Source organism: Citrobacter sp. RHBSTW-00881 (assembly GCF_013728515.1).
GTDB classification, from domain to species: Bacteria; Pseudomonadota; Gammaproteobacteria; order Enterobacterales; family Enterobacteriaceae; genus Citrobacter; species Citrobacter braakii.
This window is the reverse complement of the sequence record NZ_CP056269.1, coordinates 1,027,814-1,040,467: the sequence shown is the minus strand read 5'-3', so window position 1 is coordinate 1,040,467 and position 12,654 is coordinate 1,027,814. Positions and strand designations below refer to the sequence as shown.

Here is a 12,654-nt window from a genome sequence, read left to right as displayed (position 1 = left end):
GGACGGTTTATCGATTGTTTTGCCCTGCAGTCTGAGCGCGTTTAGACGCGTCAGGCACCAGACGATAAAAAGTTTCGCCCGGCTTAGTCATGCTGAGTTCGTTGCGCGCGCGCTCCTCAATAGCCTCTTGTCCGCCATTGAGATCGTCAATTTCGGCAAAGAGCTGATCGTTACGTGCTTTAAGTTTCGCGTTCGTAGCTTGCTGCGCAGCAACATCATCGTTGACGCGACTATAGTCATGTATGCCGTTCTTACCGAACCACAGCGAATACTGCAGCCAGACCAATAAAGCCAGCAACAGCAGCGTTAGTTTACCCATCCTGCCCCCTGAAAAACGGCATTAACATCCCATAACTTCCGCAGACAACTTTACATCAACGGTCGGGAATGCCGCGACAACGCGGGCAAATGTACCACATTTGCCCGTTGTTACGTATACCCCGTGTAAGGAGAACATAATCTCATTGTTGGTTACGGTTTGAATTATGACCAGAGAGTGAACAACATCAGCGATTGTTAAAAAAAGGCGTTTGCCTAACCCAACAACCACAGAAATAGCGCGCCAAACATCGCCCCAACCACCAGTAGGGTGCAGGTAATGCTCAGCAGCAACAGCCCCTTCAATAGGGAGTGCAGCGCAATACCCGCGACAATCGCCACGGGCAGCAATGCGAGGAAAAAGGGCCAGGTATAAATGAAGAAAAAGAGTGTGTTAGGGCCATAAATCAGAAACGGAATCCCCAGCGCCAACAACCACGCGATAAAACCGACTACGGCCCCCGGTAGTGACCAGGTGGTTTCATCGTCGGCGGCGAAGGTATCTGACTCTGTAATAGTAATGTTATGGCTGTTACGCATATCTAATCCTGTGACCGTGACTGACCGGGCATACAAGCTCGGGTGTCTCAGGATCTGATAATATCTTCCTGCCTCAGCAGGTCTAATAATTGGGGTACCAAATTTGTTACCAATTGTTCACCATCAAGGTGAATCTCTGGCGATTCAGGCGCTTCGTATACGGAATCAATTCCGGTGAAATTGCGCAACTCACCCGCCCGCGCTTTTTTATACAGCCCTTTTGGATCGCGTAATTCGCACGTTGCCAGCGGCGTATCCACAAAAACCTCAATAAAACGCCCTTCGCCAACGCGTTCACGGACCATTTTGCGTTCGGCGCGATGTGGAGAGATAAAGGCAGTCAACACCACAAGACCCGCATCCACCATCAGGTTAGCCACCTCGCCAACCCGACGAATATTCTCCTTACGATCGGCATCGCTAAACCCAAGATCGCTGCACAGGCCGTGGCGCACGTTATCGCCATCCAACAAATAGGTACTCACTCCCAGCTTGTGCAACGCCTCTTCCAGCGCCCCTGCTACCGTGGATTTACCGGAACCAGACAGCCCGGTAAACCACAGCACAACACCACGATGACCGTGGCGTTGTTCCCGCTGTTGCGGTGTAACAGGATGGGCATGCCAGACGACGTTTTCGTCATGCAGCGCCATTATTTTCCTCCCAGCAGATCGCGCGCGCCCCAGTGCGGGAAATGGCGACGCACCAACGCATTAAGCTCCAGCTCAAACGCGCTGAACTGAGAAGCCGCGGTGTGCTCCTGGACGATTGGCTCACGTACCAGCCCCGCGCCAACAGTAACGTTGGTCAGGCGGTCAATGATAATCAGCCCGCCCGTAACCGGGTTCTGCTGATAGGTATCCAGCACCAGCGGCTCATCAAAGGTCAGATTAACCAGACCGATGCCGTTTAGCGGCAACGCTTCAACATCACGTTGGGTCAGGTTATTAATATCAATCTGGTACTGCACGTTATCAACGCGTGCGCGGGTCTTCTTACCGGCGACTTTGATGTCGTAGCTCTGCCCAGGCGACAACGGTTGTTCCGCCATCCACACCACATCAACGGCAGCGCTTTGTACCGCAGGTAACGCTTCACCGGCATCAAGTAGCAAGTCGCCCCGGCTGATATCGATCTCGTCTTTCAATACCAGGGTGATCGCTTCACCCGCATGCGCTTCCTGTAAATCGCCATCAAAGGTTACGATTCGCGCCACGCTCGACTCAACGCCGGATGGCAGCACTTTGACACGTTGCCCTACCTTCACACTACCGGAGGCCAGCGTCCCGGCATAACCACGAAAATCCAGATTCGGTCGGTTCACATATTGCACCGGGAAGCGCATCGGCTGAGTATCAACTATGCGTTGAATCTCAACGGTTTCCAGCACTTCCAGTAGCGTCGGACCGCTGTACCACGACATGCTGGCGCTTTGTGAAGCCACGTTGTCGCCTTCCAGCGCAGAGAGCGGCACAAACCGGATATCCAGGTTGCCCGGCAACTGTTCAGCAAAAGTAAGATAGTCTTCGCGAATGCGGTTAAATGTCTCTTCGCTAAAGTTCACCAGATCCATTTTGTTGATCGCCACCACCAGGTGTTTGATCCCAAGTAGCGTGGAGATAAAGCTGTGACGACGGGTCTGATCCAGCACGCCTTTACGCGCATCGATCAGCAGGATCGCCAGGTCGCAAGTCGACGCACCGGTCGCCATGTTGCGAGTGTACTGCTCATGGCCGGGAGTATCCGCAATAATAAATTTACGCTTCTCGGTAGAGAAATAACGGTACGCCACGTCGATGGTGATACCCTGCTCGCGCTCGGCTTGCAAGCCGTCAACCAATAACGCCAGATCGAGCTTTTCGCCCTGAGTACCGTGACGTTTACTGTCGTTGTGCAGCGATGAAAGCTGGTCTTCATAAATCTGACGCGTGTCGTGCAGCAGGCGACCAATCAGGGTGCTTTTCCCGTCATCCACGCTACCGCAGGTTAAAAAACGCAGCAGGCTTTTGTGTTGCTGGGCGACCATCCAGGCTTCAACGCCGCCTTCATTAGCAATTTGTTGTGCAAGTGTCGTGTTCATGGCGGCTCCTTAGAAATACCCCTGACGTTTCTTCAGCTCCATGGAGCCCGCCTGGTCGCGGTCAATCACGCGGCCCTGACGTTCACTGGTGGTTGAGACCAGCATCTCTTCGATGATTTCCGGCAGCGTCTGCGCATTCGACTCCACCGCGCCTGTCAACGGCCAGCAGCCGAGCGTGCGGAAACGCACCATACGTTTTTTAATCACTTCACCCGGTTGCAGATCGATTCTGTCGTCATCAATCATCATCAGCATGCCGTCGCGTTCCAGCACCGGACGCTCCGCTGCCAGGTACAGCGGCACGATGTCGATATTTTCCAGCCAGATGTACTGCCAGATATCCTGTTCAGTCCAGTTTGAGAGCGGGAATACGCGAATGCTTTCGCCTTTGTTAATCTGTCCGTTGTAGTTATGCCACAGTTCCGGACGCTGATTTTTAGGGTCCCAGCGATGAAAACGATCGCGGAAAGAATAAATGCGCTCCTTGGCACGCGATTTCTCTTCGTCACGACGAGCGCCACCGAACGCGGCGTCGAAACCGTATTTGTTCAACGCCTGCTTCAACCCTTCGGTTTTCATAATATCGGTATGCTTGGCGCTACCGTGAACAAACGGGTTGATGCCCATCGCCACCCCTTCCGGGTTTTTATGCACCAGCAGTTCACAACCGTAGGCTTTCGCCGTGCGGTCACGAAACTCGTACATCTCGCTAAATTTCCAGCCGGTATCAACGTGCAGCAGAGGGAACGGCAACGTGCCAGGATAAAACGCTTTACGCGCCAGATGCAGCATTACGCTGGAATCTTTGCCGATGGAATACATCATCACCGGATTCGAAAACTCGGCGGCCACCTCACGAATAATATGGATGCTTTCCGCTTCCAGTTGCCGCAGGTGGGTAAGTCGTTTTTGATCCATAACCGTTCCTATGTAATGCCGTTATTTTGCTAACGATGCTCAGATAACCTGACTATAGGGAGGGCAAGAGGGCGAATGAAATTACGAATTGGAATGAGTAGTTCCTCAAAGGAATAACGATCCGGAAAAGCAAATATCAAAAAGTGCTTAAGCTACCGAATTTAGGGCATTTAGGAGCAAATGAAATTGTTTTACCTCGATCACGGTTTCATACTAGCGGCTAAAAATTTCTGCTTGGTATTTAAGGACTCATTATGTTTTCCGCAACGCGCCCACTTCTTGCAATCCTGGCGCTCGGCGCGTGCTTTATCCTTCCCGCACAGGCAACATCTTCCAAACCTGGAGATATCGCAAATACCCAGGCTCGATATATCGCAACGTTTTTCCCAGGCCGCGTAACGGGCTCTCCGGCAGAAATGTTGTCTGCTGATTATATTCGTCAGCAATTTCAGCAGATGGGCTACAGCAGTGATATTCGCACGTTTAATAGCCGTTATGTTTATACCGCCAAAAATAACCGTAAAAACTGGCATAACGTCACGGGGAGTACCGTTATTGCCGCACATGAGGGTAAAGCGCCACAGCAGATTATTATCATGGCGCACCTCGACACCTACGCCGCACAGAGCGACGCCGATTCCGATGCCAATCTGGGTGGATTGACCCTGCAAGGTATTGATGACAACGCCGCAGGACTTGGCGTGATGCTGGAACTGGCGGAAAAACTCAAAGACGTGCCGACGCAGTACGGCATTCGATTTATCGCCACCAGCGGCGAGGAAGAAGGCAAACTGGGCGCGGAGAACATCCTGAAGCGAATGAGCGCCGCCGAGAAGAAAAATACGCTGCTGGTTATCAACCTCGATAACCTGATCGTCGGCGATAAGCTCTATTTCAATAGCGGTAAGAAAACCCCTGAAGCGGTGCGAAAATTGACGCGCGACCGGGCGCTGGCCATCGCGCACAGCCGCGGTATCGTAGCCAGCACCAATCCGGGACTGAACAAAAACTATCCGAAAGGTACTGGATGTTGTAACGATGCAGAGGTCTTCGACGACGCGGGCATTGCCGTGCTCTCCGTTGAAGCAACCAACTGGAGTCTGGGCAAGAAAGATGGCTATCAACAGCGCGCCAAAAGCGCCTCGTTCCCGGCAGGCAACAGCTGGCACGATGTGCAACTGGATAACCAGCAGCATATCGATAAAGCCTTACCGGGCAGGATAGAGCACCGTAGCCGCGACGTGGTACGCATTATGCTCCCGCTGGTGAAAGAACTGGCAAAAGCGGGAAAATCCTCGTAACCCATCCAACCACATAATATTTCTGCTTTCAAAGTGGATTATCCCGCTGGCGCGGGGAACACGATACGCAGCATAAAGGAGGAGAACCACTGGTCGGTTTATCCCCGCTGGCGCGGGGAACACGCCTCGTAGAGCTGCGCCTGAACGTCCTCAATCGGTTTATCCCCGCTGGCGCGGGGAACACGCCTCGTAGAGCTGCGCCTGAACGTCCTCAATCGGTTTATCCCCGCTGGCGCGGGGAACACTTTTGTGTGTGTTAGCACCCCGTACAGCACCCCGGTTTATCCCCGCTGGCGCGGGGAACACCGTAAGATTGCCCTCGTGATAAATTTTGTAATCGGTTTATCCCCGCTGGCGCGGGGAACACCTGTCCCCGGTAGATAACCTGGTATTTCTGATCGGTTTATCCCCGCTGGCGCGGGGAACACCAAGTTTTGGCGTGCGCCTGTCGTGAAAATGTCGGTTTATCCCCGCTGGCGCGGGGAACACAGGATGAAATTTTTTTGAGACTGACAGCCATGCGGTTTATCCCCGCTGGCGCGGGGAACACATAAAACTAATAAAGGGACTCTGCTAGAGTCCCGGTTTATCCCCGCTGGCGCGGGGAACCCCCCCACAAAGCCTGCACATCCAACCCATGTTGCGGTTTATCCCCGCTGGCGCGGGGAACACGAGTCCCGGGAACTCCTGCCCCAGCTTGTTGACGGTTTATCCCCGCTGGCGCGGGGAACACAGCCAGATGAAGCAGATCGCCACGTCCATCACCGGTTTATCCCCGCTGGCGCGGGGAACACGCGTCAATTGCCTCTCTAATCGACGTGTGCGGCGGTTTATCCCCGCTGGCGCGGGGAACACAGCAATATGGCCGGCGGCGAGGTCATCAGTCTCGGTTTATCCCCGCTGGCGCGGGGAACACTCCATACTCGGCTAGATTAGTAGCGCCTGATACGGTTTATCCCCGCTGGCGCGGGGAACACTCCAGTAGTTTCAGGGCGGCGCGGGCCTGGTCCGGTTTATCCCCGCTGGCGCGGGGAACACTCAAAGCTATCCCCGAAGAAATTTGCCCACCCCGGTTTATCCCCGCTGGCGCGGGGAACACTTCATGCGGTCTACTAATTCCTGGGCGTTTCGCGGTTTATCCCCGCTGGCGCGGGGAACACATAGGCCAAGACAGTGAAATAAATTCAATAGCCGGTTTATCCCCGCTGGCGCGGGGAACACGTCAATTAACGTATTTTCAATATCTAATAATTCGGTTTATCCCCGCTGGCGCGGGGAACACAGGACTCTGTAGAAAAACGTAACCGCCGTTGTCGGTTTATCCCCGCTGGCGCGGGGAACACATCATCTGCCCGGCCACACCCACACCGCCCACCGGTTTATCCCCGCTGGCGCGGGGAACACACCTGCACCACGCATTACGCCAGGCCGGTTCGCGGTTTATCCCCGCTGGCGCGGGGAACACCGAATAATGACCAGATTTCTATGTAATTTACTCGGTTTATCCCCGCTGGCGCGGGGAACACTTCACAGCAGCATCTTTTACCGTCGCGGTGATCGGTTTATCCCCGCTGGCGCGGGGAACACTAGGAGCCGCCCTGTGGATTACCCAGCGTTGCCGGTTTATCCCCGCTGGCGCGGGGAACACGGTGCGAAATTCGACGCGGCAATCAAGTTCACCGGTTTATCCCCGCTGGCGCGGGGAACACCCCTTTCAGGCCGTCCAGAGTGAAGATACGTACGGTTTATCCCCGCTGGCGCGGGGAACACATGATCGCCAGTGGCAACTAATAGCCCCTCGCCGGTTTATCCCCGCTGGCGCGGGGAACACCGGGATTCTCACGCAGCCAGGGCACATGCTGGCGGTTTATCCCCGCTGGCGCGGGGAACACGATCGCGTCGCGTAAGACGATCGGCAACCTGCCGGTTTATCCCCGCTGGCGCGGGGAACACACCTATAGCGGATGCCAAAATATACTACAATCCGGTTTATCCCCGCTGGCGCGGGGAACACGTGGTGTATTTAAAGCCGCTGCGACCGGGAACCGGTTTATCCCCGCTGGCGCGGGGAACACAGTATGCGGGCTGTGTCGCTAAGGAGGTAAGCCGGTTTATCCCCGCTGGCGCGGGGAACACAGTGGGAGCTTGAGGCAAAGGTCGAGCAAATACGGTTTATCCCCGCTGGCGCGGGGAACACAGTGGGAGCTTGAGGCAAAGGTCGAGCAAATACGGTTTATCCCCGCTGGCGCGGGGAACACGGAGCAAGAGAAGTACGGCATGGCGCTGATTCCGGTTTATCCCCGCTGGCGCGGGGAACACACCGGAACAGCAAAGGTAAAGCGCCGTGGATACGGTTTATCCCCGCTGGCGCGGGGAACACTAGCATGCAGGATTTGAACCTGCGACCCACGGCGGTTTATCCCCGCTGGCGCGGGGAACACGGCTGTTGCTGTGCTGGCTGCAATTGCAGGTGCGGTTTATCCCCGCTGGCGCGGGGAACACAGCGGTTCGTTTTGACCTGATGGAGCGTGTCACGGTTTATCCCCGCTGGCGCGGGGAACACAAGCAACAAAGGTTGCAGAAATTAACAATCCCCGGTTTATCCCCGCTGGCGCGGGGAACACACCCCACCCCCTCGGACACGCTGTTTAAGCCGCGGTTTATCCCCGCTGGCGCGGGGAACACTACCGATTACCCGTGTCGGGGTCATAGGCACACGGTTTATCCCCGCTGGCGCGGGGAACACGGTAAAACATCAAATCCTGTCCAGTTGTAGGCCGGTTTATCCCCGCTGGCGCGGGGAACACAGCCCGAAAGCTGGCAATGCAGCGCATGGGCACGGTTTATCCCCGCTGGCGCGGGGAACACCGCAATCGCCTACGCCATAAAGCGTGCCGGACCGGTTTATCCCCGCTGGCGCGGGGAACACAGCGCAACGCAGCGTTTAGGCAGAGCCATTTCCGGTTTATCCCCGCTGGCGCGGGGAACACTTCCCGATAGGACATTTGCGAGTCGACGAACACGGTTTATCCCCGCTGGCGCGGGGAACACTGATCAAGCTATATAGAACTGCAATGGGGTCCCGGTTTATCCCCGCTGGCGCGGGGAACACAGGAGACAACCCGCCGATAATCAACGTAGTCTCGGTTTATCCCCGCTGGCGCGGGGAACACATCAGCTTCCCACCTGGCTTGCGATATAGTTGCGGTTTATCCCCGCTGGCGCGGGGAACACCGGATCACCGAAGAAATCGAAACAGCAGAACACGGTTTATCCCCGCTGGCGCGGGGAACACAACAACAAGAGGCTGCGATAGATCCGGCAGATCGGTTTATCCCCGCTGGCGCGGGGAACACGCTGCTGAACTCACAGCAGACCAGCTAAAATCCGGTTTATCCCCGCTGGCGCGGGGAACACTTAGCGCCAGTGCCGATTTAATTCTGACCGTTCGGTTTATCCCCGCTGGCGCGGGGAACACTCATCACGCAATTCAAATGTATAGGGTGCGGTCGGTTTATCCCCGCTGGCGCGGGGAACACATCGTACCGAGGATTGGGTAACAGATGTACCCCGGTTTATCCCCGCTGGCGCGGGGAACACCAGACGTCCGCTATACGTTAGCGCCTGGGATTCGGTTTATCCCCGCTGGCGCGGGGAACACCGAAATCGTTGCCATTTATCACCGTTTACGTGCGGTTTATCCCCGCTGGCGCGGGGAACACCGCACATTTTACCGTTTCGATGGTCGGGTCTCCGGTTTATCCCCGCTGGCGCGGGGAACACCCGGGTCAAACCCAGAGGGGTCTGACTGAATGCGGTTTATCCCCGCTGGCGCGGGGAACACGCCCGGACGTGGGAAATCGAGGTGCGCGGTAACGGTTTATCCCCGCTGGCGCGGGGAACACAAAAAAGTAATGACCCAGGGGGAATGGGAGCACGGTTTATCCCCGCTGGCGCGGGGAACACCGTCCTGTTCAAGAAGGACGGTGGCGATGCACCGGTTTATCCCCGCTGGCGCGGGGAACACCGAAAAGCAACTCATCATTGCCTGCTGCATCCCGGTTTATCCCCGCTGGCGCGGGGAACACCCTGACTATGTTGAAGGGGCGCATATTCACGACGGTTTATCCCCGCTGGCGCGGGGAACACGATGCCGGATGACCTGAAATCTGCACTGCCACCGGTTTATCCCCGCTGGCGCGGGGAACACAATGTTAACAATCTCATGTTTCCAGTATGGTCCGGTTTATCCCCGCTGGCGCGGGGAACACATAGAATATATAAAAATGATGCGCAACAGTGACGGTTTATCCCCGCTGGCGCGGGGAACACTCCCACTCCCATAGGGCTAGAATGTCTCCAGCCGGTTTATCCCCGCTGGCGCGGGGAACACCCAGTGTCAACGCAAGCGCAGTTACTGACACGCGGTTTATCCCCGCTGGCGCGGGGAACACACCACCATGATTTATCAGGGTTCGCCCGATATCGGTTTATCCCCGCTGGCGCGGGGAACACCGGATCAACCTGAGCAGCAATGCGTGTTAAATCGGTTTATCCCCGCTGGCGCGGGGAACACTGCGGGACGATCTCCACGTGGCGTAACCCCAGCGGTTTATCCCCGCTGGCGCGGGGAACACGGCCTGGTCGGCCTCACGTTTCGTACTGATAGCGGTTTATCCCCGCTGGCGCGGGGAACACTCGACTAAGTCATATACCTACCTGTCTGTGCGCGGTTTATCCCCGCTGGCGCGGGGAACACCATGCCGACCAGACCATTAAAAGTGCTATCGACGGTTTATCCCCGCTGGCGCGGGGAACACTCTAAAACTATATCACTGATCTAAAAGGGGTTATAGCCGTAGAAAAAATTCACCAAATTTTCCACATTATTAAAGAACTATAACCCATTGATTTTACGAAGGATGGAATGACACTAACCTTAATCCATCCAGTTCCACCGCCATGCGCCTGTTTTCACCCCATGTTTGAAAATCAAAACCAGACTCATTATTCACCGCCCAAGCCATAACAACATTCCCTTCGTCTGCCAGGGTAGTGACCTGATGCCAGATCATTTCTCGCACCTTACGTGAGGTATCGCCAACGTAAACACCTGCGCGAACTTCTAATAACCAGACAGCCAGACGACCGCGCAAACGAGCAGGAACATTTTCGGTGACAACAACAAGCATACTCATGCGCTACCCCCTGTGCCCTGCATCGCCCAATGAAACAGGCTCAGGGATCGCCGGAGGCTGGGCATCTGCAAAAGATTTAGGGATTTCAATTTCCCCGGCAGCCAGTACTTCTTCAATCAATGGGATGATCCGCGCCAGCGTTTTCTGGCTGCGGAATATATCCCGACAGGCCAGACGAACCTCTTTATCTGGACTGACTGGCGCACGGGCGGCAATCTCGAAAGCAACCGGAACAACACCATCAAATTTGACGATATCAGCAATGTCATACACAAAAGAGAGCGGCTTACCGGAATGAACAAAACCAATAGCAGGTGCATAACCTGCGGCTAATACCGCCGCTTCGGTAATACCATAAAGGCAGGATGTGGCAGCACTAATACACTGATTAACCGTGTCGCCCTTTTTCCAGTCTTTAGGATCGTAACGTCGACCATGCCACTTCACACCGTAGCGCTCTGCCAGCAGAGCATAGCTCTGGCGTACCCGCGCGCCTTCGATGCCGCGGAGTTGTTCAACGGAGCGACGGCTGGGAGCAGGCTCACCAAAACGCAATTCGAACATTTTACGCACCACTTTCAGCCGGAGTTCTTCATCCAGCGCCAGCTTTGCCTGATACAACAGTCTGTCTGAACGCGCGCCTCCCGGCTGTCCGCAGGCGTACAGTCGTACACCTGCTTCACCAACCCATACCAGTAAGGTGCCCGTGGTTGCCGCCAGTCGCACTGCGGCATGAGAAACACGCGTGCCTGGCTCCAGCATAATGCAGGCTATCGATCCCACCGGAATATGCGTTCGTATTCCCGTTTTGTCGATCAGCACGAACGCTCCGTCGATCACATCAATCTGCCCGTATTGCAGAAAGATCATTGAGGTACGATCTTTCATTGGGATGGGGCTCAGCGGTAGCCAATTCATTGTTCCCCTCGCCGAATCAACATCAGACCGCAGCCCAGCGCTTTGCTTTTACCAAACCCATTCCTGAGAGCGTGAGTAAAACGCGTCACATCGTCTACCCGTAACAGTCCCGCAAAATCAACGCTGCCAAAACTGATAGGACGTTCCCCGGTCAGTCGACTGAAACGTTGTTGCTGGTAACTCACCACGTAATCCTGCTTATCAGAAAGCATGAAACCATGCTGTTCCCCCTGACGGCGTAGCCAGTTATTCGCCGCGATGATTTGCAGTGGCCAGTGTTGTTCAGCAGGTATCCCTTTCTGCTTTGCCTGGTATTTGGCATCCATCATCACGTCGCTACGCTTACCGGATCGGGTGATAACGGGATTCGCGCGTAGCGAAAAATACAGAAACATGCCTTTTGTCAGATGTGGCTGAAACGGTTTGCTCTCTACGGCAAAAATATTATGCCCATCCAGAGGTGGAACATCCGACTGCACATAAAAACGCTCGCCCCGTTCTGCAGACTCATGGCGAAACAGAAAACGGCGTTCATCCTGATGAGAAAAAAGCTGCCAGAGCCATTGATGACTGGCATAGGGGCTGGCGCTCTGCCACTTCTGCATCATTTCAGGCGTTAGCTTGCCGAGGTCCAGCGTTACGCGTGACAGAAACATTATTTTTCCTCCCTGAGCTGGCCTGCAAACAGAGTACGCGTAGTAAACTGCCAGCGTACTTTACTGAGTGGCTGATCGCTTCTCTGAACGGAAATAGCAGGCACAACGCCCTGCGGCTCGCCTTCCCAATAGCAAAGATCGGACGCGGTAGTGATTGCCGCCAGTTCCGGGCAAATCAACGCCTGCTCTGCCTGGTAAAAAACCTGGGCCAACGTTCCTTCCAGTATCAGCGGCGCCAGCGGCAAGGCTGGAGGGCAAGATTTTCGCCCCAGATACAGAGGAAATACAGGCTCCTCCAGCGCAGCTGCCAGTTTTTCCAGAACTATCGGTGCCCCTTCAGTTTCCTGAACAGCAATATGGAACAGCGCATCGCACCGATATTCGCGGGTGGTGATCATCGTGTTGAGATCTTCCGGCGCCAGAACCAGCTCATCACGCCGGGTGAAATAAATGCGCTTTCTGTTCTCTTTTGGTACTTCGACAGTGTGATAGTCACGCAGCCATTGCTCGCGGGAAGAAAACGGTCGTATGGCAAAATGGTAGTGTCGGTTAAAATCATCCAGATGAGCAGCCTCACGCCGGATACCACAGGCGGCAGCAAGCAACCCCAATAATGCTGAACGACTGGGCACAGCGTTGCTGTGCCTCACCTCGCCCACGGCGGCTTCGCCCCAGGACATCAACGGCGCGTAAAGTTGAAAAACAAGATAGCGGGACATTGCAAC

General features: G+C 55.2%; 10 protein-coding genes and 1 CRISPR repeat array. Of the genes, 1 reads left to right on the top strand and 9 read right to left on the bottom strand.

Features of this window, described 5'->3' with window-relative positions; all coding sequences use genetic code 11:
• Positions 1–7: 7 nt before the first annotated feature.
• The 5 genes from ftsB to cysD all read right to left on the bottom strand — a co-directional run bounded on the left by ftsB (position 8) and on the right by cysD (position 3,856).
• The gene (ftsB, locus tag HV311_RS04960) at positions 8–319 is read right to left on the bottom strand and encodes a cell division protein FtsB (RefSeq protein ID WP_003034163.1); all 312 of its coding nucleotides are present in this window, start codon (positions 317–319) and stop codon (positions 8–10) included.
• Between the two features lie 215 nt (positions 320–534).
• Entirely contained in the window at positions 535–858 is a 324-nt protein-coding gene (locus tag HV311_RS04955) for a DUF3561 family protein (protein WP_016154211.1), read from the bottom strand.
• Between the two features lie 47 nt (positions 859–905).
• The gene (cysC, locus tag HV311_RS04950) at positions 906–1,511 is read right to left on the bottom strand and encodes an adenylyl-sulfate kinase (RefSeq protein WP_019077557.1); all 606 of its coding nucleotides are present in this window, start codon (positions 1,509–1,511) and stop codon (positions 906–908) included.
• A complete protein-coding gene (gene cysN / locus HV311_RS04945; protein ID WP_016154213.1) occupies positions 1,511–2,938 on the bottom strand; it encodes a sulfate adenylyltransferase subunit CysN in 1,428 nt (475 codons plus the stop codon). The genes cysC and cysN overlap by 1 nt, the downstream gene beginning before the upstream one ends.
• A gap of 9 nt (positions 2,939–2,947) precedes the next feature.
• Positions 2,948–3,856 (bottom strand): sulfate adenylyltransferase subunit CysD, encoded by a 909-nt coding sequence (gene cysD / locus HV311_RS04940; RefSeq protein WP_003034152.1) that lies wholly within the window; start codon positions 3,854–3,856, stop codon positions 2,948–2,950.
• A 254-nt stretch (positions 3,857–4,110) separates the two neighbouring features.
• Here cysD and HV311_RS04935 point away from each other — a divergent pair, with 254 nt between their 5' ends.
• Positions 4,111–5,157 (top strand): aminopeptidase, encoded by a 1,047-nt coding sequence (locus HV311_RS04935; protein WP_191220795.1) that lies wholly within the window; start codon positions 4,111–4,113, stop codon positions 5,155–5,157.
• A 94-nt stretch (positions 5,158–5,251) separates the two neighbouring features.
• Positions 5,252–9,977: a CRISPR direct-repeat array (repeat unit 29 nt; unit sequence CGGTTTATCCCCGCTGGCGCGGGGAACAC).
• 93 nt (positions 9,978–10,070) lie between these two features.
• Here the strand turns inward: HV311_RS04935 and cas2e are convergent.
• From cas2e to cas5e, 4 genes are read right to left on the bottom strand one after another with little or no spacing between them, the layout of a single operon-like run.
• On the bottom strand, positions 10,071–10,355 hold the full coding sequence (gene cas2e, locus HV311_RS04930; protein ID WP_046274804.1) for a type I-E CRISPR-associated endoribonuclease Cas2e: 285 nt from the start codon (positions 10,353–10,355) through the stop codon (positions 10,071–10,073).
• 3 nt (positions 10,356–10,358) lie between these two features.
• The gene (gene cas1e / locus HV311_RS04925; RefSeq protein WP_191220794.1) at positions 10,359–11,273 is read right to left on the bottom strand and encodes a type I-E CRISPR-associated endonuclease Cas1e; all 915 of its coding nucleotides are present in this window, start codon (positions 11,271–11,273) and stop codon (positions 10,359–10,361) included.
• On the bottom strand, positions 11,270–11,929 hold the full coding sequence (gene cas6e, locus HV311_RS04920; RefSeq protein ID WP_191220793.1) for a type I-E CRISPR-associated protein Cas6/Cse3/CasE: 660 nt from the start codon (positions 11,927–11,929) through the stop codon (positions 11,270–11,272). Before cas6e ends, cas1e begins: the two co-directional genes overlap by 4 nt.
• Positions 11,929–12,648, bottom strand: a complete 720-nt coding sequence (gene cas5e, locus HV311_RS04915) for a type I-E CRISPR-associated protein Cas5/CasD (RefSeq protein ID WP_191220792.1) — start codon at positions 12,646–12,648, stop codon at positions 11,929–11,931. Before cas5e ends, cas6e begins: the two co-directional genes overlap by 1 nt.
• Between the last annotated feature and the right edge of the window lie 6 nt (positions 12,649–12,654).